The following is a 26,890-nucleotide window of genomic DNA, read 5'->3' as shown; positions in this document are numbered from 1 at the left end:
GATGAGCGAGTACCAGTACTACGAGTTCCTCGCCGTCGACCGGCCGCTCAACGATCGCCAGCGGGACGAGGTGCGTTCGCTGTCCACCCGCGCGCGGATCACCGCCACCAGCTTCGTCAACGAGTACGAGTGGGGCAACTTCCGGGGCGATCCGAACCGGATGATGGAGCGGTACTACGACGCGCACCTATATGTGACCAACTGGGGCACGCGCCGGGTCATGTTCCGCCTGCCGCGCCGTCTTCTCGACATCAATGTCGCCGAGGACTACTGCGTGGTCGACCAGGCGGTCGCCTGGACCGCGGGCGATTTCCTCCTGCTCGATCTGACCAGCGAGGACGAGTCCGGGGAGTGGGACGAGACGGCTGAGACGACGCTGTCGGCCGTGGTCGGGGTCCGTACCGAGCTCGCGGCAGGCGATCTCCGACCGCTCTATCTTGCCTGGCTGGCCGGATACGGCGTCTGGGTGCGGGACGAGGACGCGTTCGACCTTGACGTGGACGACGACCTTGAGCCGCCCGTGCCGCCTGGACTGGCCACGCTCACTGCGGCGCAGCGATCGCTGGCCGACTTCCTGCGGCTCGACGACTGCCTGCTCTCGATCGCGGCACAGGCAAGCCCGCCGCTCGACGAGACCTCTGATGATCCCGGCCAACTCGCCGCCTGGGTGACTGGTCTTCCTCTCGCGGAGAAGAACCGCCTCCTCCTGAGGGTCGTCGAGGATGACGCCGTGGCCGTGCGGATGGAGATGCTCCATCGATACCGCGACGAACATGCCACGAGCGTCCCCGTCCCATCGCGCCGGACCGTGGGAGAGCTCCTCAACGCCACAGCCCAACGGCGGGCCGGCCGTGAGCACCAGGCGGCTGCCGAGCGCGCCGCCGAGGAAGCCCGCCGCGAGAAGGCACGTGCCTTCGCCCGGGAACGTCGGTTGAACGAGTTGGCCGGTGACGAGGACGCCGCGTGGTCGCGCATAGACGAGATGATCGCCACCCGGAAGCCCGGCGAGTACGACACCGCCGTCGCGCTGCTCACCGATCTGAAGGCACTTGCCGAACGCGACGGCCATCATGGCTCCTTCATCCGGCGCAGCACGGCCTTACGACAAACGCACGCCCGAAAACCCAGCCTTATCGCACGCCTCAACCGGGCAGGGGTCTGAACCGTCGTACCCGGGGAGACCGGCGATGGTCCAGACCCAACGCATGGGCTGCCATCGAGCGCACCGCGCAGACGCGCTGGGCCGCGATCGTCACGAGATCTGAGGCGTCCGCGAACCACCGCATGGGGTTGTCGGTTCCACGGCAGAGCGGGCGTGCCCCCGCGACTCCTGTGACAGAGAGCCGTTCGGCGCGCGGACGCGGCTACCTCGCGACCGGCCCCACGTCCGTCCTTCCGCAACTCGCCACGACTGCCGCCTGACCCGCCAAGGTCTCAACCACATCGCACAGTCGACGCGATGCCATGCGGGCGCACGACGCGACGAACCACTCCCGTCCACAAAGACCGCGCCCACCTCACCCAGCCACCTGCTCCAGCGAGCAAATGATCGCCAAGCACCCCGATCCCGGAGACACTCAGGAGGACCGCAGGCGGACAAAAAGAGACGAAACTTCTCCCGCACGGCGTACACGCCACTTTGTCCGCACCGGCTGGGACCGCGCGCCGACACTCCCGCCCTCCGCCCCAGGCTCGTCGCCACCACGTCCACGCAGCGCACGGCAACTAGTCCCAGCTATCCGGGATCTGGTCTCGAACCTCGTGCCGGGGCCGCGCTGCCCGAGAGGCATCGCCCAGAAGGCTGAAGACCGCAGGCGAGGACTCCTTCCGAGGGCCAGGCCAGCCTCAGCGGGCCGCAAAAACGCCCCCGATTCGACCCGGCGCCCGGAATCGCCCCCAAAGAACCCCTCTGACCTGCGGAAACACAGGGGCGACGGACGAGTCGGCCTGTACGCCGGGTTCTGTCTCCCGTGGGCCTCGCGGCCCGCGGGGAGGCGGTCATCCATCTGGGGCCGGTGTCGCCACCGGCCTCAAGCGGTCTACCCGCGGACTCGGGCGGGCAGCCCTCGGTCGTCCGCGCAGGAGCACGCCGTGCTCCCTCTTGACCTTGCTCCGGGTGGGGTTTACCGAGCCGCCCAGGTCACCCTGGGCGCTGGTGGTCTCTTACACCACCGTTTCACCCTTACCGGGTGCCGCTCGCGCGGCCCAGGCGGTTTGCTTTCTGTGGCACTTTCCCGTGGGTCGCCCCAGGTAGGCGTTACCTACCACCCTGCCCTGTGGAGCCCGGACGTTCCTCGACGAGATCCGTTGGGATCCCGCCGCGACCGCCCGGCCGGCTCGTCCGCCGTGCCGGCCATCCTACCCGCGCCGCCGGGTACGCTGGGCCGATGCTCGTGCTGCTGCCGCCCTCCGAGGGCAAGGCCGGGGACGGCGCGGGGGCGCCGCTGGATCCGGGTTCGCTGTCGTTGCCGGCGCTCGCCGAGGCGCGGGACGCGGTGCTGACGGAGTTGGTCGAGCTGTGCGCGGGCGACGAGGTGAAGGCGCGCGAGGTGCTGGGCCTCACCGAGCGGCAGCGGGCCGAGGTGGGGCGCAACGCGGCGCTGCGGAGCGCGCCTGCGCGGCCGGCCGGTGAGCTCTACACGGGGGTGTTGTACGACGCGCTCGGCCTGGCCTCGTTGGACGCGGCGGCCAGGCGGCGGGCGCGCGCCTCGCTGCTGGTGTTCTCGGGGCTGTGGGGCGCGGTGCGGATCACCGACCGGATCCCCGCCTACCGCTGCTCGGGCGGGGTGCGGCTGCCGGGGATCGGGGCGCTCGCCGCGCACTGGCGCGAGCCGCTGGCGGCGGCGCTGCCCGCCGAGGCGGGCGGCGGTCCGGTGCTCGACCTGCGGTCGTCCGCGTACGCGGCGATGTGGCGGCCGACCGGCGAGTTGGCGGCGCGCACGGTGACGGTGCGGGTGTTGCAGTCGCGGATCGTGGACGGCGTCGAACGGCGGTCCGTAGTCAGTCACTTCAACAAGGCCACCAAGGGTCGGCTGCTGCGCGACCTGTTGACGGCCGGGGCGCTGCCGCGGGCCCCCCGCCGGCTGGCGGAGGCGCTGCGCGACCTCGGCTACCTGGTGGAGCCCCAGGGGCCCGGCCGTCTCGACGTGGTGGTCGACGAGTTGTAGCCGGCGGGCCCCGGCCGGCGTCAACGGTCGCTGAGGCTCCGCCGGAACGCGGCGCACCGCCCGTACTCGGGCAGCAGCCCCCGCCGTTCCGCCTCCGCGAGCGAGGGGGCGGCGGCGTCCTTCGGGGAGAGCAGCGGTTCGACGTCGTCGGGCCAGGCGATGCCGAGCCCGGGGTCGAGCGGGTGGATGCCGTGTTCGCGGCGCGGCGCGTAGCCCTCGGAGCACAGGTAGACGACGGTGGCGTCGTCGGTGAGGGCGAGGAAGGCGTGGCCGAGCCCCTCGGAGAGGAAGACCGCGTCCCTGGTCAGGTCGTCGAGCCTGACCGCCTCCCAGTGTCCGAAGGTCGGGGAGCCGGTCCTGACGTCGACGACGACGTCGAGCACGGCGCCGCGCACGCAGGTGACGTACTTGGCCTGGCCGGGCGGCACGTCGGCGAAGTGGACGCCGCGCAGCGTGCCGCGGCGGGAGACCGAGCAGTTGGCCTGGGCCAGGCCGAGGTCGTGGCCGGTCGCCCCGCGGAAGTCGGGGCCCCTGAACCACTCGTGGAACGAGCCGCGGTCGTCGGGGAAGACCCGTGGTCGGGTCGCCCAGGCGCCCTCGATGGTCAGCGGTCGCATGGTTCTCGTCCTCCTCGGCTCGCGGGTGGTCCTGGCCTCGTCGTGGTTCCGAGCAGGGCGGGGAAGGCGGCGGCGAGCGCCTCCCGCCAGGGGCGGATCGCCTCGATCCGGGCGGCGCGCCAGCGGGCGTGTCCGAGCACGCTGTAGGCGGGCCGCGGCGCCGGGCGGGCGTGGGCGGCGCTGGTGGTGGGCCTGACCCGGTCGGGCGCGGCGCCGAGCAGCCGGAAGATCTCCCTGGCGAAGTCGTACCAGGTGGTCTCGCCCGCGCTGGTGCCGTGGTAGACGCCGGCGGGCGCCGTGCCGGCGAGGGCGGCGTCCCCGAGCCGGGTCAGGCGGTCGGCGAGGTCCACGGTCCAGGTGGGCTGGCCGCGCTGGTCGTCGACCACGTCGAGGGTCTCCCTCGACGCCTCGAGGCCGATCATGGTCCGGACGAAGTTGCCGCCGCCCGCCCCGTAGAGCCAGGCCGTGCGGACCACGAACCCGGTGTCCGGCAGCGTCTCCAGGACGGCGAGCTCGCCGGCGAGCTTGGTGCGGCCGTAGGCGCCGCGCGGCGCGGGCGGGGCGTCCTCGGCGTAGGGGGCGGTGGCGTCGCCCGCGAACACGTAGTCGGTCGAGGGGTGGAGCAGCACCGCTCCGTGCGCGCGGCACGCCTCGGCGAGGTGGCGCGGGCCCTCGGCGTTGATCCGCGCGGCCGCCGGCTCGTGGCGTTCGGCGTCGTCCACCGCGGTCCAGGCGGCGCAGTTGACGACGACGGCCGGCCGGTGCCGGCGCAGCGCGGCGTGGACCGCGGCGCGGTCGGTGATGTCGAGGGCCCGCCGGTCGAGCCCGGTGGCGTCGCGTCCCTCGGCGGCGAGGCGGGCGACGACGTCCCGCCCGAGCATGCCGCCGGCTCCGGTGATCAGCCAGCCGCCTGTCATGTCGCCCTCGCCTCCGCGACCTCGAGGATGGCCTCGGCGGCGCGCGGCGCCCCCGGGTGGCGCGCGTACGCCTCCCGCAGCCTGGTGGCGGCGGCGCGGTAGCGGGGTTCGCGCAGCACCTCGGTGACGGCGGCGCGGAGCGGGCCAGGCTCCGGTTTCCAGGTGCGCAGGAAGACGCCGGCGCCCGACCAGCGGACCCGGTTGTTGGACTCCAGCCGGTTGTCGCTGACGCCGGCCGTCACCAGCGGCACCCCGTGGGCGAGCGCCAGTTGGACGCTGTCGTATCCGCCGTTGGTCACCACCAGGTCGGTCGCCGGCAGCAGTTCGGTGGGCGGCAGGAGCCGGGCCAGCAGCAGGTTGGCCGGCCGCCGGTCGGCTGGCAGCACGTCCTCGGGGTCGTGGTCCCCGGTGGCCGCCACCACCAGCACGTCCTCGTCGGCGAGCGCGGTGGCGGCGGGGACGACCAGCTGCGCCGGGTCGGCGGTGGGGGCGCCCTGGGTCACCAGCACCACCGGGACGCCGGCCGCGCGCGCCCGCTCGACGTCCGGCCACCAGGGTGGCGGCGTCCAGCCGGCCGGTGGTTCCGGCGGCGTCGGGCCGACGAACTCGACGACCGGCGGCAGGTCGTCGCGCGGGTACTCGAACTCCGGGACGGTGAGCACCAGATAGCGGTCGGCGAACTGGACCACCCAGTCCGTGAAGAACCGGTCGGGCCTCGGCATCCCGAGGTCGGCGGCCGCCCGGCGCAGGGCGCGTTGCACGTCCCGGAACAGGGCGTGCCGCACAAGACAGCGCAGGCCCAGGTCGCGGAGCCGGCCGAGCGGCGAGGTCGCGGGGAGCAGGCCGGCGCCCGGCTGCGGGGCGCCCCGCCCGGAGACGGGCAGCGGGCCGCCCACGTACAGCACGGTCCTGACGCCTCGCCGTCCGGCCACCACCGGGGCGGCCAGCACGCTGTGGTCCGAGAACACGATCTCCGGCCGGAAGGCGTCGAAGGCCGGCTCGATATCGGCCACATGGCCCGGCAGGGATTCGACGAACAGGGGAAGGACGACCTTCTTGAACCCTGGTATTCCGGGTTTTCGGTCGTCGAGGGTCCGCAGGGCCGCGGACTCCTCGTCGAAGTCGAGGTGCGGGGCGACGGGTCGGAAGGCGGCGCCGGTCGCCACAATCTGCTTCTCGAACTTCCGGCCACACCGCCAAAGGACCTCGTGCCCTTTGGCGACCAGTTCTCTGGCGATCGGGAGCGCGGGGGCGACATGGCTGGTGATGGGCATGGCCACCAGGAGGATCCGGGTCATTGACGGGGCCCTTCCAACGTTTTCGGGTTACGGTTTCGGGGCGCTTCGTACGCGCTCGATGCTAGCGATCGGAGTGCGCGCGCAAATCCCCTAGCTTTTCGTTGGCGCCCCTACTCGCCGTGCAGGGGCCGGCTAGGGGTTGCTCCCGCCGGCCCGGTCGGCAGGATGGAAATGCGGCGCCGTTTTCCCGCCAGACCCGGCGCCGGAGCGGCGACCAGCGACGCGGCTGGTCTCCGCGGGCCCACGCCATCGAGGGGGGGAGCGCTCCAGGACCGACGACTCGGGGCGCGGCACGGGCCGTTGGCCCGCGCCTGCCGGCTGTCCTCGCCCGACGCGTGCGTCGCTCCCGTCTCCCGTGACCCGACCGCCCCGCGGACGACCGCCGTCGTCTCGTCCGCCTGTGGGGACGACCACCCCGGAACGCAGAGGAAGGTGAATCGTATGACGGTGGACACGGATATTCCCCAACTACCGTTCTCCCGATCCAACGTACTGGAAATCGCTCCCGAGTATCGGATTCTCCGGGAGCGCGGACCACTGGTCAGAGTCCGCACGCCCGCGGGGGATTTCGCCTGGCTGGCAACGCGTTATCACACGGCCAAGCAGTTGTTCGCCGACGACCGTCTCGGGCGTTCGCACCCGGATCCGGAGAACGCGCCGCGTATTCGTGACTCCATGATGTTCGGCGGCCCGGAGGGTGATTTCGACACCGAGCCAGAGCTGCACCGGCTGCACCGCCGGGTGTTGGCCCCGGCGTTCTCCGCGCGGCGCATGCGGCTGATCGCCGACCACGTCACGGAACTCGCCACGAACACCCTCGACCGAATGGCCGAGCTCACGCCGCCGGTCGATCTCCACGAACACCTGTCGTTTCCGCTGCCCATCGTGGTGATCTGCGAGTTGCTCGGTGTTCCGGTGAGCGACCGGGATCGGATCCGCGAATGGTCGTGGCGGTTCTCCAGCCTCGTCGACCAGGCGGGCGCCGTCCAGTCGGCGATGGAGATGCACCACTACATGCGGGGCCTGGTCACCGAGAAGCGGAAGAACGCGGGCGACGACCTGCTCACCGATCTGGTCGCCGCGGCGACCGGCCACGACCTGCTCACCGACGACGAGATCGCGGACATCGGCGTCCATCTGCTGTTCGGCGGGCACGAGACGACCGTCTCCAGGATCGACTACGGCACGCTCCTGCTGCTGCGGAACCCGACGCAGCGCAAGGTGCTCCAGGCGGATCCCTCGCTGGTCGAGGTGGCCGTCGAGGAGATCCTGCGGGTGAGCATCCCGGTGGAGGACCTGTTCCCGCGCTACGCCAGGGCCGACATCGAGGTGGCGGGGGTCACGATCCGGGCCGGCGAGGCCGTGCTCCTCTCGCCGAGCGTCGCCAACATGGACGAGAGCGTGTTCCCCGCTCCCGACCGCTTCGACATCTTCCGCAAGTCGGAGTTCCCGCACGTCGGTTTCGGCCACGGCCTGCACTTCTGTGTCGGGTCCGCGCTGGCCAGAACGGAGCTGCGGACCGTGTTCCGGCTGCTGTTCGAGCACTTCCCCACGCTCGAACTCGCCGTGCCCTTCGAGGAGTTGCGCTGCAACGAGGACCACTGGACCGGCGGCCTCGTGAGCCTGCCGGTGACCTGGTGACGTCCCCGCCCTCCCACGTCCCGTCGTCGTGACGCCCGACGTCCCACCGCGGACGTCCGCCGGTGGTCGGCACCCGAACGCGACCCGATTTCCCTCAGGTGGAGGTATGAGTCTTTCGCAGGAGAACGCGCCCCCCGTCGACTCGGTCGCCGTGGTGGGCATGGGCTGTCGCCTTCCCGGCGGCGCCGTCGACGTGGAGGCGTTCTGGGACCTGTTGGTGTCCGGGCGTTCCGGCGTGGTGGAGGTGCCGGCGGACCGCTGGGGCCTGGACGGCTTCTTCGACCCCGACCCGGAGGCCGCCGGGCGCAGCTACTCCCGGCACGGCGGATTCGTGCGGGGGGTACGGGAGTTCGACGCCGCTCTGTTCGGCGTGCCGGCCGAGGAGGCGGTGGGCGTCGACCCGCAGCACCGGTTCGTGCTCGAGGTGGCCTGGGAGGCGTTGGAGCACGCGGGCATCGCCCCCGACTCGCTGCGCGGCTCGCGCACCGGCGTGTTCGTCGGCATGGGCGGCAGCGACTTCGAACGGCTGCGGATCGCCTCCGGGGGCGCGTCGGCCGTCGACGCCTACTTCGCCACCGGCTCCGCGCAGAACATGGCGGCCAACCGGCTGTCGTTCGTGCTGGGGTTGGAGGGCCCGAGCCTGGTGGTGGACACGGCCTGCTCCTCTTCGCTGGTCGCGGTCCATCTGGCCTGCCAGGCGCTGCGGTCGGGCGAGTGCGACACCGCGCTGGTGGCCGGCGTGAACCTGATGCTCTCCCCCGGGACGACCGTCGCGCTCTCGCAGGGCCGGTTCCTCTCCCCCGACGGCCGCTGCAAGACGTTCGACGCGGCGGCCGACGGCTATGTGCGCGGCGAGGGCTGCGGCGTGGTCGTGCTGCGCCGGGTCGACGCCGCCCGGGAGGCCGGGCAGCGGATCTGGTCGGTGATCCGGGGCACCGCCACCAACCAGGACGGCCGCAGCAACGGGCTGACGGCGCCGCGCGGCAGCGCCCAGGAGGACGTGATCCGGCGGGCGTTGGCGGTCGGCGGGGTGCGCCCGGCCGACGTCGGCTACGTCGAGACGCACGGCACCGGGACCGCGCTCGGCGACCCGATCGAGGTCAGGGCGCTCGCCGGCGTCCTCGGGGTCGGCCGCGCCGAGGCCGGCACCGGGCCCGTCGCGCTCGGCTCGGTGAAGACCAACATCGGCCACCTGGAGGCGGGAGCGGGCATCGCGGGGCTGATCAAGGCCGTGCTGACCGTGGAGCGGGGCGTCGTGCCGCCGCACCCGCACCTCACCAGGCCCAATCCGTACATCCCCTGGGACGAGCTGCCGGTGACGGTGCCGACCGAGCCCACGCCGTGGCCCGGGGCGCGCCGGGTCGCCGGCGTCTCCTCCTTCGGCTTCGGCGGCACCAACGCCCACGTGGTGCTGGAGTCCCCACCCCCGCACCGGACGTCGGCCGAACCGGAGCCGGAGCCGGAGCCGGCGCGTCCGTCCTGGCCGGTGCTACTCAAGGTGAGCGGCCGCGGATCGGCCGCGGTGGAGGCGGGCGCGGGACGGCTGGCCGACTGGACCCGGGAGGCCGCGGTCGACCTCGGCCAGCTGGCCTGGGCCGCCGGCACCGGCCGCGCCGACCTCCCCGACCGGGCCGCCGTGGTCGCCGGGACCCTGGCCGAGGCCGAGGAGCAACTCCGGGTGGTGGCCGAAGGGTTCACCGCGCCCGGCGTCGTCCGGGGCCGGCGGGGCACGGGCGGCGCGCCGCGCGTCGGCTTCGTCGTCCCCGGCCAGGGTCCACGGCTCGCCGGCGCGCTCGCCGGGTTGTACGGCACGGTGCCCGAGGTGACCGAGGTCGTCGACGAGGTCGCCAAGTCGGTCGGCCCGGTGACCGGGTTGCCGCTCTCGGTGCTGCTCGACGACAGCGACGAGTCGGCCGCGGCCCTCGCGGACACGGCGGTGGTGCAGCCGGCGCTCTTCACCGTCGCCGTGGCGCTCGGCCGCTGGTGGCGGTCGATCGGCGTGCGGCCCGCCATGGTGCTCGGGCACAGCGCCGGTGCCTACGCCGCCGCGGTACTGGCCGGGGTGTTCTCGCTGGAGGACGGCATCCGGCTGATCTGCGCCAGGGCCCGGCTGATGGGCGATCTGCCGCCGGTCGGCGCGATGGCCGCCGTGTTCTGCGCGGCCGAGGAGCTGGCCGACGTCGAGGTGATCCGCAGCGGCGAGGTGGTGATCGCCTCCTACAACGGGCCCCGGGAGACCGTGGTTTCCGGGCCGACCAGGGCCGTGCTCGCGCTGCTCGACGAGATGGCGGAGCGCGAGGTGCGCAGCGTGCGGCTGCGGGTCTCGTACGCCTCGCACGGGCCGCTGATGGAGCCCGTGCTCGGGCCGCTCGGCGCCGCCTTCGAACAGGTGACGCTCCAGCGGCCGACGACCGAGTTCGTCTCCGACTCCACCGGCGAGCTCGCCGGTCCTGAGGTCGCCACCGTCGACTACTGGGTGCGGCACACGCGCCGTCCGGTGCGGTTCTCCCAGGCCATGCGGACGATGCTCGACCGCCGGATCGGCGTGGTGATCGAACTCGGCCCCGGCGGGCTGCTCCCACTGTTCCTCAGCGTGGCCGGGGAGCGGGCGCCGGTGTGCGCGCCCTCGGTGGTGATCGAGGGCGGCGTGCCGCGCGGGCTGCTGGAGTCGGCGGGCCGGGTGTGGGCGGCCGGCGTGGACATCGACTGGGCCAGGGTCAACGGGCCCCGGCCGGCCGGTCCTTCGCCGCTGCTGCCCGGCTATCCGTTCCAGCGGCAGGCGTACTGGCCCGAGTTGGCCGACGCGGTGACGGCCGGGCGGCCGGCGGCCGGGCCCGCCCCCGAGCCGGCCGGCACGCCGCCGCCCGCGCCCGACCGTCCCGCGCTCCAGGAACGCGGCAGACGGGACGAGCGGGACGACGCACGGCGGGTCGCCGCCCTGGTGGCCTACCTGCGCGGCGGGCTCGCGGACGTGATGGAGCTGGGCGAGGGCGACGAACTCGACGCCGACTCCGGCCTGTTCGACCTGGGCCTGACCTCGGCCATGGTCGTGAAGCTGCGGGCGCGCTTCGAGCGCGACCTCGGCCGGCGGGTGCCCACCACGGCCGTGTTCGAGCATCCGACGATCAAGCGGCTCGCCCGCTACCTGGCCGACATGGGCGCGGCCCCCGCGGAAGCGCCGGAGACGAGCACCGCGCCGGGCGTGGCGGCCGAGCCCACGCCGGCCCCGCCCGCCGACACCGCCGAGGCCACGGACGCCGCAGAGCCGATCGCGATCATCGGCATGGCCTGCCGGTTCCCCGGCGGCGCCAACGACCTCGACGGGTACTGGCGGGTGCTGCGGGAGGGCCTGGACACCACCTCGACCGTGCCGGCCGGCCGCTGGGACGGCTACCGCGACGCCACCTCGGGCCCCGCGCTCGACGGCTTCCGCGGCGGCTTCCTCGACGTGCCGGTCGACGCGTTCGACGCCGAGGCGTTCGGCATCACCCCGCGCGAGGCCCGCGGCATGGACCCGCAGCAGCGGCTGATGCTGGAGGTGGCCTGGGAGGCGCTGGAGGACGCCGGGTACCGGGCGACGGACCTCGAAGGCTCGACGGCCTCGGTGTTCGTCGGCATGACCACCCTCGACTACCTGCAACTGCTCTCCGCCGACCCGACGTCGGAGGCCGACGCCTACCACGCGACCGGCAACACGTTCAGCGTCGCGGCCGGCCGCCTCTCCTACTTCCTCGGCGCCCAGGGCCCGAGCATGGCGGTCGACACCGCCTGCTCCTCGTCGCTCGTCACCACCCACCTCGCCATCCGCAGCCTGCGTGCCGGCGAGTCCGACCTGTCGATCGTGGCCGGCGTGAACCTGATGCTCTCGCCGACCACCACCGCCAGCCTGGCCAACCTCGGCGCGCTCTCCTCCGACGGCCGGTGCAGGACCTTCGACGCGGCCGCCGACGGCTACGCGCGCGGCGAGGGGGCGGGCGTGGTGATCCTGAAGCGGCTGCGGGACGCGGAGGCCGACGGCGACCACGTCTGGGCCGTGCTGCGCGGCTCGGCCGTCAACCAGGACGGCCGCAGCGCCGGCCTCACGGTCCCCAACGGGCAGGCGCAGCAGCGCGTGATCCGCGAGGCGCTGCGCGACGCGCGGACCGAGGCCGGCTCGGTGAGCTACGTCGAGGCGCACGGCACCGGGACCGCGCTCGGCGACCCGATCGAGATCGACGCGCTGATGGAGGTGATGCGCCCGAGCGACGGCGCCCGGGCGGCGGCGCTGCGCGTCGGCTCGGTGAAGACCAACCTGGGGCACCTGGAGGCGGCGGCCGGCGTGGCCGGGCTGATCAAGGTCGCGCTGGCGCTGCACCACGGCGAGATCCCGGCGCACCTGCACCTCGACGAGCCGAGCCCGCACATCGCGTGGGACGAGCTGCCGCTGGAGATCCCCACCGAGTCGGCGGCCTGGCACAGCGAGGGGCCCAGGATCGCCGGGCTGAGCGCTTTCGGCTTCGGCGGCACCAACGCCCATGTGGTGCTCACGGAGGCACCACGCGCCGCGGAGACGACGGCGGAGCCGGCCGCCGACCGGCCCTCGCTGCTGGTGCTCTCGGCCCGGTCGCGCCCCGCCGCGACCGCGCTCGCCGAGCGCTACCGCGAACTGCTCGCCCCTGGACGGCCGGCGGGCGAGGCGGTCGGCTGGCCCACCGTCGCGTTTCACGCCGCGACCCGCCGGACGCACCTGCCGGAGCGGATCGCGGTCACGGCGTCCTCGGCGGCTGAGGCCGCCGAGCTGCTGGCCGTCGCCGCGCGCGGCGAGGAGCGGCGCGGCGTCTCGGCCGGCCGGGTGGTGCCGGAGGACCGGCGGCGGCTCGTCCTCGCGTTCAGCGGGCAGGGCAGCCAGTGGGCCGGCATGGGCGTCGACCTGCTCGACGAGCCCACCGCCGGCGCGGTGCTCCGGCGCTGCGACGAGCTGGTCCGCGAGCTCGCCGGCTGGTCGCTGCTCGACGAACTCCGGGCGCCCGCCGGGTCGTCCAGGCTCGACGACACGGTGATCGCGCAGCCCGGGATCTTCGCGGTCCAGGCGGCGCTCACCGACCTGTGGCGGAGCTGGGGCGTCGTCCCCGACGTGCTCGTCGGCCACAGCGTCGGCGAGGTCGCGGCCGCCTACGCGGCGGGCGCGCTCGATCTGGCGGGGGCCGTCGAGGTCGTGGTGCGCCGGGGCGAGGTGATGGCCTCGACCCGCGGCTCAGGCGCCATGGTCGCGATGGGCCTGTCGGAGGCGGCGGCCGCCGAGCTGATCGAGCCCTACGCCGACGCGCTGTCCCTGGCGGCGGTCAACGGCCCCGAGAGCGTGGTGGTGGCCGGCGACCCGGCGGCGCTCGCCGAACTCGAACCGGTGGTGCGCGGCCGGCGCGCCCACTGGGCGCGGATCCAGGCGGAGTACGCCTTCCACAGCCCGCGGATGCTGCCGGCCAGATCGGAGCTGCTGCGGGCGCTCGACGGGCTCACCCCGGCGCCGTCCACCACTCCGGTCTGCTCCACGGTCACCGGCGAACCGGCCGGCCCCGGCGCCTTCGACGCCGGCTACTGGGCCGAGAACCTGGTACGCCCCGTCCGGTTCGCCGACGCCCTGCGGGCGGCCGCCGTCCCCGGGGCGCACCACGTCGTCCTGGAGGTCGGGCCGCACGCCGTGCTCGGCTCGGCCGCCCTCCAGACCCTGGGCGACCGCGACGCCGCGGTGACCGCCGTGGCCTCGCAGCGGGCGCGGCGCGACGGCCGAGCCACCCTGCTCGCGGCCGCCGGCCGACTGCACGTGCTGGGCTACGAACTCGACCACCGCGCGCTGCATGCGGCGGAGAGCGCGGGGCCGCCGGCCGGCGGCCGGCGGGTGGCGCTGCCCGGCTACCCGTGGCAGCGCCGGAGCTACTGGCTGCCCCGGCCTCCCGCGCCGGTGGCCGCGCCGGGACCGGCCGGGGTCGTCGACGTCGAGGACGAACTCGCCGACGCCGGCTACGCGTTCCGGTGGCAGGCGGCCGCGGGCCAGGACGCCGGGGCGGTGGCGAGCGCGGCGGGCGACTGGCTGCTGGTCGCCGACCGGGGCGGCGTCGCCCAGCGGATCGCGGCACGGCTGACGGCCGGCGGCGGGCGCTGCGTGGTGGTCGCCCCGGAGAAGCTGGATCCCACGGCCCCGGACACCGCGAGGGAGTTGCTGTCCGGCACCGACGCCCTCCGCGGCATCGTCCACTGCGGGGCGCTCGACGCCGACCGGCCGACCGCGCCCGGCCCGGAGACCGAGGCGGCGCTGGCGCTCTCCTGCGGGCCGCTGCTGACCGCAGCCCGGGTGCTGCGCGGCGCCGGTTCCACCCCCCGCGTCTGGGTGGTGACCAGGGGCGCGACGGGCGCCGGTGGCGGCGCGGTGGCGCCGCTCCAGAGCCCGGTCTGGGGGCTCGGCCGGGTGGTCGCCCTGGAACAGCCGGAGCTCTGGGGCGGTCTGATCGACCTGGACCCGGCCGGGGACGACCGGGCGGCGGAGGCCGACGCGGTGGTGGCCGAGGTGCTCGGCTCGCCCGGCGCCGAGGGCGAGGACCAGATCGCCCACCGGGCCGGCGGCCGGCTGGTCGCCCGCCTCGGCCGCGCCGAACGGCTCGCGCCCGCCGCGTCCTCGCCGGTCGGCGGGTCCGCCACCTATCTGATCACCGGCGGCCGGGGCGCGCTCGGGCTGCGGGTGGCCGAGTGGCTTGTCGGCCGCGGCGCCCGCCACCTGGTGCTGACGGGTCGCCGCCCGCTCCCCGAGGACGGGAACGACCCGGTGGTCGCGGCCGTCAGGAGGCTGCGGGAGGCCGGCGCCACCGTGCACACCCCGGCGGTCGACGTGGCCGACCCGGAGGGGATGGCGGCGCTCTTCGCCCCGGAGGCGCCCTGGCCCGCGATCCGCGGCGTGGTGCACGCCGCCGGCACCTTCAACCCGTGTGCCACCGCCGAGTTGGACTGGGACCGGTTCCGCGCCATGACCCGCGCCAAGGTCGACGGCACCCTGGTGCTCGACGCCCTCACCCGCGACGTCGACCTGGACTTCCTCGTGATGTTCGGCTCGGCCTCCGCCGTCTGGGGCTCGGCGCTCGCCGGTCACTACGCGGCCGCCAACGGCTTCCTCGACGCCATGGCGCACCACCGCGCCGCCCAGGGCCTCCCCGGGCTCGCCGTGGACTGGGGCTGGTGGGCGGGCAGCGACCTGGTCGCCGGCGAACACCTGGACCACTTCGAGGCGATGGGCCTGCACGTGCTGCCCGACCGGGTCGGCTTCGCCGCCCTGGAGCGGCTGCTCGGCTCCGAGGTGCGCCAGCTCACGGTGGCGCCGGTCGACTGGGCGCGGTTCCGGCCCGTCCTGGAGGCCAGGCGGCGCCGGCCGCTGCTCGAACTGCTCGGCGGCACACGGGAGTCGGCCACCGCGGACGAGGCGCTGCTGCGCCGGCTGCGCGAGGCCGGCGGCGCCGCCAGAACGCGGCTGTTGGAGGAACGGCTGCGCGTCGAGGTGTCGGCGGTCCTCGGCCTGGACGACGAACAGCCGCGCCTTGACCGGGAGTCCGGCTTCTCGGACGCCGGCATGGACTCCGTGATGAGCGTGGAGCTGAAGAACCGGCTCGACCGGATCCTCGGCCTCGCCCTGCCGGCCACCGCCGCGTTCGAGCACCCCAGCATCGCCGCGCTGGCGGAGCACCTGCTCACGGTGCTGCCGCTGGCCGGCGACGCCGACCCGCCGCCCCCCGAGGAGGCCGGTGTCGAAGGCGACGACGGCATCGAAGGCGTCGAAGGCGACCTGGCGGCCGAGCTCGACGGCCTGTCGGAGGCCGAACTCCTCGAACTGCTCGGCCAGGAGCTCGAGCAGCCCCCGTCATCCACCGATAGTCCCCTGGAGGCGTCATGACGCATCTGGCCGCGCCCGACGCGGATCAACGCTCGAACGTGCTGCGCCGCGCGCTGGTCGAGCTGAAGGCCGCCCGCGCCGAGGCCGCCGAGGCCCGGCGGCTGGTGAACGAGCCCGTCGCCGTGGTGGGCATGGGGTGCCGGTTCCCCGGCGGCGCCAGCGGTGTCGAGGCGTTCTGGGAGCTGCTGGCGTCCGGGCGTTCCGGCGTGGCCGAGGTGCCGGCGGACCGCTGGGACCTGAACGACTTCTTCGACCCCGACCCGGACGCCGTGGGGCGCACCTACGCGCGGCACGGCGGATTCGTCGAGGGGATCAGGGAGTTCGACGCCGGCCTGTTCGGCATCCCGCCCCGGGAGGCGGTGGGCGTCGACCCGCAGCACCGGTTCGTCCTCGAGGTGGCCTGGGAGGCGTTGGAGCACGCGGGCATCGCCCCCGACTCGCTGCGCGGCTCCCGCACCGGCGTGTTCGTCGGCATGGGCGGCAGCGACTTCGAGCGCCTCAAGCTCTCGACCGGCGACGTGTCGACGGTGGACGGCTACTCGGCGACCGGCGGGGCCCTCAACATGGCGGCCAACCGGCTGTCGTTCGTGCTGGGGTTGGAGGGCCCGAGCCTGGTGGTGGACACCGCGTGCTCCTCGTCGCTGGTCGCCCTGCACCTGGCCTGCCAGGCGCTGCGGTCGGGCGAGTGCGACACCGCCCTGGTGGCCGGCGTGAACACGCTGCTCTCACCGGGCACCACGGTGGCCCTGTCCAAGGGCCGGATGCTCTCCCCCGAGGGCCGGTGCAAGACGTTCGACGCGACGGCCGACGGCTATGTGCGCGGCGAGGGCTGCGGCGTGGTCGTGCTGCGCCGCGTGGACACGGCGCGGGAGGCCGGGCAGCGGATCTGGTCGGTGATCCGGGGCACCGCCACCAACCAGGACGGCCGCAGCTCGGGCCTCACCGTGCCCCGGGCGGCGGCCCAACAGGACGTGATCCGGCGGGCGTTGGCGGTCGGCGGGGTGCGCCCGGCCGACGTCGGCTACGTCGAGGCACACGGCACCGGCACCGCGCTCGGCGACCCGATCGAGGTCAGGGCACTCGCCGGCGTCCTCGGGGTCGGCCGCGCCGAGGCCGGCACCGGGCCCGTCGCGCTCGGCTCGGTGAAGACCAACATCGGCCACCTGGAGGCGGCGGCCGGCATCGCGGGGCTGATCAAGACGGTGCTGGTGCTCGACCGGGGGGTGATCCCGCCGCACCTCAACATCACCCGCCCCAGCCCGTACATTCCCTGGGACGAGCTGCCGGTGACGGTGCCGACCGAGCCCACGCCGTGGCCCGGGGCGCGCCGGGTCGCCGGCGTCTCCTCCTTCGGCTTCGGCGGCACCAACGCCCACGTGGTGCTGGAGTCCCCACCGCCGCACGGGACTTCGGCCGGGCCGGCGGGCCCCGCCGGCCCGGTCCTGGTCAAGGTGACCGGGCACGGCGCCGAGGCGCTGCGGGCCGGCGCGGCGCGGCTGGCCGCCTTCGCCGGCGAATCGCCCTGCGAGGTCGCGGAGTTGGCCTGGGCCGCCGGCGCCGGCCGCGCCGACCTCCCCGACCGGGCCGCCGTGGTCGCCGAGACCCTGGCCGAGGCCGAGGAGCGACTCCGCGCCGTCGCCGAGGGATCCACCGCGCCCGGCGTCGTCACGGGCCGCCGGCGCTCCGAGGGCCCGCCCCGGCTGGCGCTTGTGGTCCCGGCGGACGCGGAGCCGCCGGCCGGCCTGCTGGCGGAGCTCCGGCGGCGGTCCCCCGAGGTGGCCGAGGTCGTCGACGAGATCGTCGAGGCGGTCGGCCCGGAGTCGGGAGCCGCGCTGACGGCGCTGCTCGACGGCGGCGCGGCCGGCCAGCAGCCGGCGCCGGCCCTCGTCCGCTACACCGTCGCCGTGGCGCTCGGCCGCTGGTGGCGGTCGATCGGCGTGCGCCACGACGTGGTGCTCGGGCGCGGCGAAGGCGCGCACGCCGCGGCGACCCTGGCCGGGGTCTGGACGCCGGCCGAGGGCGCCCGGCTGGTGGCCGCCCTCGCCGCCGGCGAGCCGCCGGCGGCGGTGCTCGACGCGATCGCGCTCCGGGCGCCGGCCAGCGAGTTGCTGCTCGACACCGACCTCGCGGACGCCGACGGCACCGGGCCCGCCACCGCGGCGTACTGGCTCGGCCGATCCGCCGAGCCGGCGACGCCGTCCGACACGGTGCGCGCCGTGGCGGAGCGCAAGGTGCAGGCGGTGGTCGAGCTCGGGCCCGCCGACCTCGGGCCGGGATTCGTGGCGGCGGCCGAGGAGCCGGACGTGGTGGCCGTCGCCTCGCCCGCGAGTGGCGCTCCGCTGCCCGGCCTGCTCCTGGCGGCCGCCCGGATCTGGGCGGCCGGCGCGCCCCTCGACTGGACCCGGGTCAACGGCCCCCGGCCGGCCGGGCCTTCGCCGCTGCTGCCCACCTACCCCTTCCGGCGCGTCACCCACTGGCCGGGCGCCGACCCGCGGACCTCCCTGGCCCGCGCGCCGGGCGCCGGGGAGGGCGTGGGCCTGCGGCCCCGGGTGCTGAGCACGGCGACGGGCGCGACCGTCGGCGAGACCGAGATCTCGCTGCGCCAGGTGCCGTTCCTCGCCGAACACCGGGTGCACGGCCGGCTCGTGGTGCCGGGGGTGATCTTCCTCGAGCTGGTGCTCAGGTGCGCGGAGCGGGCCTTCGGCGGTCCGGCGCGCGCCCAGGAACTCGCGGTCTCCCGGCCGTTGGTGCTCGGCGACGACGACACCGCCACCGTGCAGGTCGTCATCGACCCGCCGGCGGCCGGGCGCGCCCGCGCCCGGCTCTACAGCGGGGACCACGAGACGGGCTGGCGGCTGCACTTCGAGACGGTGCTCCACGACGGCGCCGAGCCGGCGGAGCCGCCGGCCGACGCGGTCCCCGGGCCGGTGTTCGCCGCCGAGTCGGCGCGCTGCGAACAGCCCATCGGCGAGGCGGAGTTCTACCGGCGGGCCTGGCATCCGATGTTCCGGCTCGGCCCGAGCTTCCGGCTGGTGCGGAGCGCCCGCACCGGGCCGCGCGCCGCGGTGGGCGCCCTGGCCCAGCCGGCCGCGGACGCCGCGGGCGTCGCCGCCGGGGTCCGCCCCGAGCTGCTGCTGCTCGACGCCTGCATCCAGCTGGTCGCCGTGGCCGCGCTCGCCGACGAGGGCCTGGCGGAGCGCCAGGTCCACCTCGGCACCGGATACCAGCGGATGTCGGTCGGCGACGTGCGCGCCACGGCCGAGCTGGAGTGCGTCGCCGTGCTCCGGGAGTCGGCGGACGGCTCGATCCTCGGCGACCTCCGGCTGACCGACCCCGAGGGGCGGCTGGTGGGCGAGATCTGGGGCGCCTCCTTCCGCCCGGTCACCGAGCCGATGCTCCAGCGCATGGTCGCCGCCCCGGCCCCGGCCGCCGACGCGGCCGACCCCGGGGACGCCCCCTCGGGCCCCGACCTCGCCGCGCTGCGGGCCGCCCCGGAGCCGGAGCGCACGCGGCTGGTCGTGGCGGACCTCGCCAGCGGCCTGGCCCGGGTGCTCGGCACCGAACCCGCGGCGGTCGACACCAGGGCACCGGTGGAGACCCTGGCCGACTCGCTGATGATCGCCGAACTCCGCACCGACATCGAGCGCCGGCTCGCCGTGACCGTGCCCATGGAGGCGTTCTTCGACGACGCGTCCCTGACCACGCTGGCCCGCCACGTCACCGACGAGTGGACGGCCGACGCCCCGCCCGCGCCCGTCGCGGAACCCGCGGTGGTCGCGCCGGCGGCGCCCGCGAAGCGAGGGGCCAAGCCCTCGCGCGTCACGTTCATGTCCGTCCCCGAGATGACCGCGCTCGCCGAACTCGACGCCGCGATCGCGGTCGAGGGCGACCCCGTGCCCTGGGAGCGCACCTCGGGCGCCACGCTGCTCACCGGGGCCACCGGATTCGTCGGCGGCTTCCTGCTCGCCGAGCTGCTGAACCGGCGGCGGGGGGACGTGCACTGCCTGGTCAGGGCGGGCGACCAGGCGCACGCCATGCGGCGGCTCACCGCCAACCTCCGCTCCTACGGCGTCGATCCCGAGCCGCACCTGTCCCGCATCGTGCCGGTGGTCGGCGACCTCGCCAAGCCGCTGTTCGGCCTCGACGAGCGGAGCTTCGCCGCCCTGCACGACGGGATCGGCGACATCGTCCACTGCGGCGGCATGGTCAAGTGGACCTACCCCTACGCGGGGTTGCAGGGCGCCAACGTCGCCGGCACCCGCGAGGTGCTGCGGCTCGCGACGCTCGGCACGCCCCGCCCGGTGCACTTCATCTCCACCGTCGGGGTCTTCTCCTCGAAGGACTTCGCCGCCGACGTGGTGTACGAGACCGACGACATGCACACCAGCGGCTCGCTGGTGGTGGGCTACGCCCAGACCAAGTGGGTGTCGGAACGCATGGTCAGGTTCGCGCACGAGCGCGGGCTGCCGGTCACCATCCACCGGATCAACACCGGCGGGCACAGCGTCACCGGCGCCTTCAACCGGCTCGACCACCTGACGCTCATCCTCAAGGGCTGCGTCCAGGCCGGCATCGCCCCGCACCGGGTGGCGGTGATGCCGGTGCAGCCGGCGCCGATCGACTACGTGGCCGGCGCGGTCGTGGAGGTGGCCAAGCGCCCCGAGCTCGCCGGCGGCACCTTCCACCTGGTCAACGAGCGGGCCATGACCTGGAGGGAACTCTTCGACGCCGTCGAGGAGTTCGGGTACCCGCTGGAGCGGGTCTCCTTCGAGGACTGGCGCGAGCAGGTCACCGGCCGCAACCCCGGCACGCTCGCGCTGCTCGGTCTCGCGCCGTTCCTCCACGACAGCCTCGACCACACCAGGCTGCCGTTCTCCGACTCCGCGCTCACCCGGCGGGCGCTGGCGGACGCCGGCGTCGACTGCCCGCCCCTCGACAACGCCCTGGTGCACACGTTCCTGCGGGGCTTCGTCGACGCCGGCTACCTCGAACCGCCGGCCCGCCCCTGACCCGCCACCCGGCCCCCGCCCCCGCCCCCGCCCCCGAAACTCCAGAAGCCCAGAAGCCCAGAAGGGAGTGACACATGACCACCATCTCGATCGACCTCGCCGATCTCGAGTACCGGCTCAACCCCTGGCCGACCTACCAGGTGCTGCGGGACCGCGCGCCCGTCCACCACGTGCCTGAGGGCACCGCGGACGGCGAGGACTTCTACGTGATCAGCCGCTACGAGGACGTGTCGAACACGCTGCGCGACAAGAAGACGTTCTCCAACCAGGTGATCACGGACGAGCGCTTCAACGTGCCGGTGCTGGTCAACCGGGACGCGCCCGAGCACACCAGGCTGCGGAAGAACGCCAACCGGGCGTTCAACGCCAAGCTGGTCCGCAACCTCGGCAGCTGGGTGCAGACCGTCATCGACGAGGTGCTCGCCGAGGCGCTGGCCGGGGACCGGGTGGAGTGGGTCGAGGCGTTCACCACCACCCTGCCGCTGCGCGTGGTCAGCGACATGCTGGGCGTCCCGCGCGACCGGAAGGACGACTTCCGCCGCTGGACCCAGGCCGTGATGGACATGTTCGCGGTGGCCGCCGGCGTCGACCCCGACGAGGTGCCCGGGTTCCTCGAGGACCTGCTGGAGTTCGGCAACTACATGGGCGAACTCGCGCAGGAGCGCAAGGGGAAGCCCAACCGCGGCGACATCCTGGGGGCGTTGGTCGAGGAACACGAGGCCGGCCAGCTCTCGCAGGACGAACTCACCATCATGGCCTGGTCCTTCATCGCCGCCGGCTACGAGACGACGATGAACCTGCTCGGCGGCGGCCTCCAGATGATGCTGAGCGACCCGACGCTCGCCGAGCGGCTGACCAGCCGTCCTGAGCGGACCGAGGACTTCATCGAGGAGTACCTGCGGCTCTACAGCCCGATCCAGTGGACGCTGCGCAGGACCACCGAGGACACCGAGCTGCACGACGTCCTGATCCCGAAGGGCGCCCTGGTGCACGTCGTGATCGGCGCGGCCAACCGCGATCCGCGCCGGTTCGCCGAGCCCGACGGGTTCGACATCGACCGCGCCAACAAGCTCGACCACCTGGCGTTCGGCGCCGGGCCGCACTTCTGCCCTGGCTCGGCGCTCGCCAGGCTGCTGGCCGGACTGGCGTTCCGCGCCTACTACCCCAACCTGCACCGGCTGTCGTTCGACCCCGAGGACCCGCCCCGGCTGCGCACCAGGCAGGGCGCGTACGGCCTGGCCCGGATGAGCCTCCTGGTGTCGCACTGACTGTCGCCCGACCGGAAGACGGGAAGAACAGGACCCCCCATGACCACGACCGTCCCCACCCTGACCCTGCTCAGTCGCCTCCGTGAGCACGCGGAACGGAACCCCTCGGCCGAGGCGTGTGTCTTCGTCACCGACGACGGCGACCGCGAACTGGCCTTGAACTACCAGGAGTTGGACCACGCGATCCGAGCCGTCGCGACCGGTCTGCGCCGTCGGCTCGCCCCGGGTGACCGGGCCCTGCTGCTGTTGCCGCAGGGCGCCGACTTCGTCCGCGGCTTCCTCGGCTGCATGCGGGCCGGCGTGGTCCCCGTGCCGGCCTATCCGCCGCTGCCGGTGCAGTCGCGCCAGCGGGTGGAGACGCTGCGGGCCATCGTCGCCGACTGCGCGCCGAGCGCGGTGATCAGCTCGGCGTCCGCCGAGGACGTCGAGGCGATCCGCGGCGTGGTGCCCGGCCTGCTCGACACCTGGTGGACGAGCCCCGAGGAGCTGCTCGGCACCCCGCCGGAGGCCGAGGCCGAGTTCCCCGCCGGCCCCGACGACCTCGCCTTCCTCCAGTACACCTCGGGGTCCACCTCGGCGCCCAAGGGCGTGATGGTCTCGCACGCCGCGCTCGCCCACAACGTGGAGATGATCAGGACGTCGTTCGGGCTGAACGAGCCGCCCAGGATGGCCAGCTGGCTGCCGCTCTTCCACGACATGGGGCTGATCGGCAACGTCCTGCACCCGCTGTGGGCGGGCGGGAGCACGCTGCTGATGACGCCGATGACGTTCCTCAAGCGGCCCGCCAGATGGCTCCAGGCGATCTCCAGGCACCGGGCCAACGCCACCGGCGGCCCGAACTTCGGCTACGACCTGTGCACCCGCCGGGTCAGGGACAGCGAGTGCGCGGATCTCGACCTCAGCAGCTGGCGGGTGGCGTACAACGGCGCCGAGCCGGTGCGGGCCGCCACCCTGGACGCGTTCGCCGAGCGGTTCGCCCCCTTCGGCTTCGACCGCAGGTCCTGGTGGCCGTGCTACGGGCTGGCCGAGGGCACGCTGCTGGTCACCGGCAGCGCCCCCTCGGCGGAGCCCGACCGGCTCACCGTGGACCGCGACGCCTTCCAACAGGGCCTGGTGGTACCGGCCGAGGAGGGCACCGTGCTGGTCGGCAGCGGGTCGACCCGGATGGAGCGGACCGTGCTGATCGTCGACCCCGACACCCGCCGCCCGGCCGGAGACGGCCAGGTCGGCGAGATCTGGATCGGCGGCCCGCACCTGCCCGTCGGCTACTGGGGGAACCCCGCCGCCACCGAGGAGACCTTCGCCGCCCGGCCGGTCGACGGCCCACCGGAGCCGTTCATGCGCTCCGGCGACCTCGGCTTCCTGGACGGCGGCGAGCTGTATGTGACGGGCCGCCACAAGGATCTGCTCATCGTCGGCGGCCGCAACCACTACCCGCAGGACATCGAGGCGACCGTCGAGGAGTCGCACGACGCCGTCCGCAAGGGCTGCGTGGCGGCCTTCGCGATCGACGACGGCGACCGGGAGCGGGTGGTGGTCGTCGCCGGCGCCGGACAGGGCGCCGTCGGCGCCGGCGCCGGGGCGGCCGAGAAGCGGGCGGCGATCGTGCGGGCCGCGACCGTCGCGGTCGCCGCCGAGCACGGCATCACCCTGGACGACGTGGTGGTCGTCGGCCCGAACGCGGTGCCGAAGACGTCGAGCGGCAAGCTGCGGCGGAGCGCCTGCCGCGGCGCCTATCTGAACGGCGAGTACGGCGACCACACCACAGGAGCGAAAGCGGAAGGGACGGAGGACGACTGATGGAAGCGGCACTCACCCCCTGGCAGGTCCAGGACTGGCTCACGGCCCGGGTCGCCGAGATGCTGCGCGTCGACGCGGCGCAGGTCTCCTCGGAGGCCATGTTCCGCGACCTCGGGCTCTCCTCGGTGCAGTTGATCGAGATGACGGCCGACCTGGAGGACTGGAGCGGGCACACGCTGCCCGCCACCTTCGTCTTCGACTGCCCGACGATCGAGGACGCCGTCGCGCACCTCACCGGCCGGGAAGCCGCCGAGCCGGCGGCCGAGACGGACCTGGTGACGGCGCCCGCCGGCCGGGAAGGCGAGGGCGGTTGACATGGCCCTCGGCAGCATCGAGACCGGGACCACGGGCCGCGGCGCCCAGATCGTCTCGCTCGGCCACTACCTGCCGGACACCGTGGTCACCACCGAGGAGGTCGCGGGACGGCTCGGCATCGACCCCGAGTGGGTGGTGGCCAGAACCGGCATCAGGGAGCGCCGGCGGGCCGCCCCGGACGAGACAGTCGCCGACCTGGCGACGGCCGCCGCCACGGACGCGCTGGCCGCGCTCGCCGCCGACCCCCGGTATCCGAGCGCCGGCTCGCTGATCGACACGGTGATCGTGGCGACCTCCACGCCGGAGTCCACCATGCCGAGCGTGGCGGCCCGGGTGGCTGCCCGCGCCGGGCTCGGCCACCCCGCCGCCTTCGACCTCAACGCGGCCTGCGCGGGCTTCTGTTACGGCCTGGCGACCGCCGACGCCCTGGTCCGCTCCGGCACCAGTGGCGGGGTCCTGGTGATCGGCGCGGACAAGTCGACCGCCTGGCTGGACTGGTACGACCGCGACACGGCCATCCTGTTCGGGGACGGCGCGGGCGCCGCCGTGGTGCTCCCGCACGAGCGCCGGGCCATCGGCCCGGTGGTGTGGGGCAGCGTGGGAGAGGAGTCCCACCTGATCACGATCGGCGCCAACAGCCGGGTGCTGCGGCAGGAGGGAAGGACGGTGTACCGCTGGGCGACCGGCCTCGGCCGCACGGTGGCCGAGGCCTGCGACCGCGCGGGGGTGACCCCGGAGAAGCTGGCGGCGTTCGTGCCGCACCAGGCCAACCTGCGGATCATCAACGCGCTGGCGAAGCAGCTCGGCTTCGCGGACGAGGCGGTCGCCACCGACGTCGTCGGCTCCGGGAACACCATCGCGGCCACCATCCCGCTCGCCCTCTCCCGGCTGCGGCAGGGGCGCGGCCTGGCCGCCGGGGGCGACGTGCTGCTCTTCGGCTACGGCGCGGGCCTCTCCTACGCCGGGCAGGTCGTCACGCTGCCACCGCTGCCGACGGCGCCGAAGGCTCCGGCCGTCGGCGGGACGGCGGCCCGCACGCGGGGTGAGTTCCTTGGCACCCGGTAGCGGCGAGCGGCTGCTCGTGACCGGCGGGGCAGGCTTCATCGGCTCCGCCCTCGTCAGGATGCTGCTCGCCGAGCCGGGCGGGGTGGGCGAGGTGACCGTCCTCGACAAGCTCACCTACGCCGGGAACCTCGCGAACCTCGAACCGGTCGCGGCCGACCCGCGGTTGCGGTTCGTGCGCGGCGACATCTGCGACGCCGGACTGGTGGCCGAGGTGATGCGGGGCCAGGACCGGGTGGTGCACCTGGCCGCCGAGTCGCACGTGGACCGCTCGATCGCCGCCGCCTCGCGCTTCGTCACCACCAACGTCGTCGGCACCCAGACGCTGCTCGACGCGGCGCTGCGGGCCGGCGTCGGGACCTTCCTGCACGTCTCGACGGACGAGGTGTACGGCTCGCTCGACGCGGGCTCGTGGCCGGAGACCGATCCGGTGTCGCCCAACTCCCCCTACTCCGCGAGCAAGGCGGCGTCCGACCTGATGTGCCTGGCCTACGCCAGGACCCACGGCCTCGACGTGCGGGTCACCCGCTGCTCGAACAACTACGGCCCCTACCAGTTCCCCGAGAAGGTCGTCCCGCTGTTCGTCACCAACCTGCTGCGGGGCCGCCGGGTGCCGCTCTACGGCGACGGCGGGAACGTCAGGGACTGGCTGCACGTCGAGGACCACTGCCGGGGGCTGCTGCTCGCCCTCGAACACGGCCGCCCTGGCGAGGTGTACAACCTGGGCGGCGGCGCCGAGCTCTCCAACCTGGAACTCACCGGGCGGCTGCTCGAACTGCTGGGCGCCGGGCCCGAGATGATCGACCGGGTCGACGACCGCAAGGGCCACGACCGCCGTTACTCGGTCGACTGGCGCAAGGCGGCCACGGAGCTCGGCTACCGCCCGCGCCACTCGTTCGCGGCCGGCCTGGCCGACACCGTCGCCTGGTACCGGGAGCACCGCGACTGGTGGGAGCCGTCCGCCGTCGAGGTCACGGCTGCCACGGCTGCCACGGCGGAGGTGTCGCGGTGATGCGTGGAATCATCCTGGCGGGCGGCTCGGGCACCCGGCTGCGCCCGCTGACCCAGGTGCTGTCCAAGCAGCTGCTGCCGGTGTTCGACAAGCCGCTGATCTACTACCCGCTCTCGGTGCTGATGCTGGCCGGGGTCCGGGAGATCCTGGTGATCAGCCACCCGGGCCACCTCGACCAGTACCGGTCGCTGCTCGGGAACGGCGCCGATCTCGGCATCCGGCTGGACTACGCCGAGCAGGACCGGCCGCGCGGCATCGCGGACGCGCTGCTGATCGGCCGCGAGTTCGTCGGCGACGAGCAGGTCGCGCTGATGCTCGGCGACAACGTGTTCCACGGTCACGACCTGGCCCCGCTGCTGCGCGAGCAGGTGGCGAAGCTGTCGGGCGCCACGCTCTTCGGCTACGCGGTGGCCGATCCCCAGCGCTACGGCGTCGCCGTGCTCGACGACGAGGGGCGGCTGCTCGACGTCGAGGAGAAGCCGCGGCACCCGCGCTCCAACCTGGCGGTCACCGGCCTCTACCTCTACGACAACGAGGCGTTGGACCACGCGGCGCGGCTGACCCCGTCGGCGCGCGGCGAGTTGGAGATCAGCGACGTCAACCGCCGGTTCGTGGCGGAGGGCAGGGCGCAGCTGGTCAATCTGGGCCGGGGCACCATGTGGCTGGACGCCGGCACCCACGAGAGCCTGATGGAGGCCGCCAACTACGTGCGGGTGGTGCAGCAGCGCCAGGGCACGAGGATCGCCTGCATCGAGGAGGTGGCCTACCGGATGGGCACGCTGGACCGGGCCGGTCTCGACGCGGCGATCCGGCGGCTGGGCGTGGCGTCCGACTACGGCCGCTATCTGCGACAGGTACTCGACGAGCGCTGA

General features: G+C 74.4%; 14 protein-coding genes and 1 other RNA gene. 11 read left to right on the top strand and 4 right to left on the bottom strand.

Going from position 1 to position 26,890, the window contains the following annotated elements:
• Position 1: 1 nt before the first annotated feature.
• Entirely contained in the window at positions 2-1,162 is a 1,161-nt protein-coding gene (locus ACYVPE_RS09350) for a hypothetical protein (protein ID WP_461032988.1), read from the top strand.
• Between the two features lie 772 nt (positions 1,163-1,934).
• On the opposite strand, the gene rnpB is transcribed toward ACYVPE_RS09350, so the two are convergent.
• Positions 1,935-2,340, bottom strand: an RNA gene (rnpB, locus tag ACYVPE_RS09345) — RNase P RNA component class A.
• 47 nt (positions 2,341-2,387) lie between these two features.
• On the opposite strand from rnpB, the gene yaaA reads away from it, so the two are divergent.
• The gene (gene yaaA, locus ACYVPE_RS09340) at positions 2,388-3,167 is read left to right on the top strand and encodes a peroxide stress protein YaaA (protein WP_461032987.1); all 780 of its coding nucleotides are present in this window, start codon (positions 2,388-2,390) and stop codon (positions 3,165-3,167) included.
• 20 nt (positions 3,168-3,187) lie between these two features.
• Here the strand turns inward: yaaA and ACYVPE_RS09335 are convergent, their stop codons facing one another.
• Genes ACYVPE_RS09335 through ACYVPE_RS09325 form a run of 3 tightly spaced genes read right to left on the bottom strand, consistent with a single transcriptional unit; the run spans position 3,188 to position 5,999 of the window.
• Positions 3,188-3,784: a dTDP-4-dehydrorhamnose 3,5-epimerase family protein gene (locus tag ACYVPE_RS09335; protein WP_461032986.1), complete on the bottom strand. Its 597-nt coding sequence runs from the start codon at positions 3,782-3,784 to the stop codon at positions 3,188-3,190.
• A complete protein-coding gene (rfbD, locus tag ACYVPE_RS09330) occupies positions 3,772-4,701 on the bottom strand; it encodes a dTDP-4-dehydrorhamnose reductase (RefSeq protein ID WP_461032985.1) in 930 nt (309 codons plus the stop codon). The genes ACYVPE_RS09335 and rfbD overlap by 13 nt, the downstream gene beginning before the upstream one ends.
• Complete coding sequence (locus ACYVPE_RS09325) at positions 4,698-5,999, bottom strand: glycosyltransferase (RefSeq protein ID WP_461032984.1); 1,302 nt, start codon at positions 5,997-5,999, stop codon at positions 4,698-4,700. Before ACYVPE_RS09325 ends, rfbD begins: the two co-directional genes overlap by 4 nt.
• 675 nt (positions 6,000-6,674) lie before the next feature.
• On the opposite strand from ACYVPE_RS09325, the gene ACYVPE_RS09320 reads away from it, so the two are divergent.
• From ACYVPE_RS09320 to rfbA, 9 genes are all read left to right on the top strand, one after another.
• On the top strand, positions 6,675-7,640 hold the full coding sequence (locus ACYVPE_RS09320; RefSeq protein ID WP_461032983.1) for a cytochrome P450: 966 nt from the start codon (positions 6,675-6,677) through the stop codon (positions 7,638-7,640).
• Between the two features lie 106 nt (positions 7,641-7,746).
• A complete protein-coding gene (locus ACYVPE_RS09315) occupies positions 7,747-15,552 on the top strand; it encodes a type I polyketide synthase (RefSeq protein ID WP_461032982.1) in 7,806 nt (2,601 codons plus the stop codon).
• On the top strand, positions 15,549-20,561 hold the full coding sequence (locus tag ACYVPE_RS09310) for a thioester reductase domain-containing protein (RefSeq protein ID WP_461032981.1): 5,013 nt from the start codon (positions 15,549-15,551) through the stop codon (positions 20,559-20,561). Before ACYVPE_RS09315 ends, ACYVPE_RS09310 begins: the two co-directional genes overlap by 4 nt.
• Before the next feature lie 74 nt (positions 20,562-20,635).
• Positions 20,636-21,829, top strand: coding sequence for a cytochrome P450 (locus ACYVPE_RS09305; RefSeq protein WP_461032980.1), 1,194 nt, complete (start codon positions 20,636-20,638; stop codon positions 21,827-21,829).
• A 39-nt stretch (positions 21,830-21,868) separates the two neighbouring features.
• The gene (locus ACYVPE_RS09300; protein ID WP_461032979.1) at positions 21,869-23,629 is read left to right on the top strand and encodes a fatty acyl-AMP ligase; all 1,761 of its coding nucleotides are present in this window, start codon (positions 21,869-21,871) and stop codon (positions 23,627-23,629) included.
• Complete coding sequence (locus tag ACYVPE_RS09295; protein WP_461032978.1) at positions 23,629-23,943, top strand: acyl carrier protein; 315 nt, start codon at positions 23,629-23,631, stop codon at positions 23,941-23,943. Before ACYVPE_RS09300 ends, ACYVPE_RS09295 begins: the two co-directional genes overlap by 1 nt.
• A gap of 1 nt (position 23,944) precedes the next feature.
• On the top strand, positions 23,945-25,009 hold the full coding sequence (locus tag ACYVPE_RS09290; RefSeq protein WP_461032977.1) for a beta-ketoacyl-ACP synthase 3: 1,065 nt from the start codon (positions 23,945-23,947) through the stop codon (positions 25,007-25,009).
• Positions 24,996-26,018 carry a dTDP-glucose 4,6-dehydratase gene (rfbB, locus tag ACYVPE_RS09285; protein WP_461032976.1) on the top strand — a complete coding sequence of 341 codons (1,023 nt, stop codon included), beginning with the start codon at positions 24,996-24,998 and terminating at the stop codon, positions 26,016-26,018. Before ACYVPE_RS09290 ends, rfbB begins: the two co-directional genes overlap by 14 nt.
• Positions 26,018-26,890, top strand: a complete 873-nt coding sequence (rfbA, locus tag ACYVPE_RS09280) for a glucose-1-phosphate thymidylyltransferase RfbA (RefSeq protein ID WP_461032975.1) — start codon at positions 26,018-26,020, stop codon at positions 26,888-26,890. The genes rfbB and rfbA overlap by 1 nt, the downstream gene beginning before the upstream one ends.

The organism is Streptomyces mayteni (assembly GCF_054783955.1).
This window is presented reverse-complemented; position numbering and strand designations above follow the sequence as displayed.

Excerpts from the sequence above, each read along its gene's own strand:
- ACYVPE_RS09350 (WP_461032988.1), top strand. The coding sequence starts at position 2 with ATGAGCGAGTACCAGTACTACGAGTTCCTCGCCGTCGACCGGCCGCTC.
- yaaA (WP_461032987.1), top strand. The coding sequence starts at position 2,388 with ATGCTCGTGCTGCTGCCGCCCTCCGAGGGCAAGGCCGGGGACGGCGCG.
- ACYVPE_RS09335 (WP_461032986.1), bottom strand. The coding sequence starts at position 3,784 with ATGCGACCGCTGACCATCGAGGGCGCCTGGGCGACCCGACCACGGGTC.
- rfbD (WP_461032985.1), bottom strand. The coding sequence starts at position 4,701 with ATGACAGGCGGCTGGCTGATCACCGGAGCCGGCGGCATGCTCGGGCGG.
- ACYVPE_RS09325 (WP_461032984.1), bottom strand. The coding sequence starts at position 5,999 with ATGACCCGGATCCTCCTGGTGGCCATGCCCATCACCAGCCATGTCGCC.
- ACYVPE_RS09320 (WP_461032983.1), top strand. The coding sequence starts at position 6,675 with ATGATGTTCGGCGGCCCGGAGGGTGATTTCGACACCGAGCCAGAGCTG.
- ACYVPE_RS09315 (WP_461032982.1), top strand. The coding sequence starts at position 7,747 with ATGAGTCTTTCGCAGGAGAACGCGCCCCCCGTCGACTCGGTCGCCGTG.
- ACYVPE_RS09310 (WP_461032981.1), top strand. The coding sequence starts at position 15,549 with ATGACGCATCTGGCCGCGCCCGACGCGGATCAACGCTCGAACGTGCTG.
- ACYVPE_RS09305 (WP_461032980.1), top strand. The coding sequence starts at position 20,636 with ATGACCACCATCTCGATCGACCTCGCCGATCTCGAGTACCGGCTCAAC.
- ACYVPE_RS09300 (WP_461032979.1), top strand. The coding sequence starts at position 21,869 with ATGACCACGACCGTCCCCACCCTGACCCTGCTCAGTCGCCTCCGTGAG.
- ACYVPE_RS09295 (WP_461032978.1), top strand. The coding sequence starts at position 23,629 with ATGGAAGCGGCACTCACCCCCTGGCAGGTCCAGGACTGGCTCACGGCC.
- ACYVPE_RS09290 (WP_461032977.1), top strand. The coding sequence starts at position 23,945 with ATGGCCCTCGGCAGCATCGAGACCGGGACCACGGGCCGCGGCGCCCAG.
- rfbA (WP_461032975.1), top strand. The coding sequence starts at position 26,018 with ATGCGTGGAATCATCCTGGCGGGCGGCTCGGGCACCCGGCTGCGCCCG.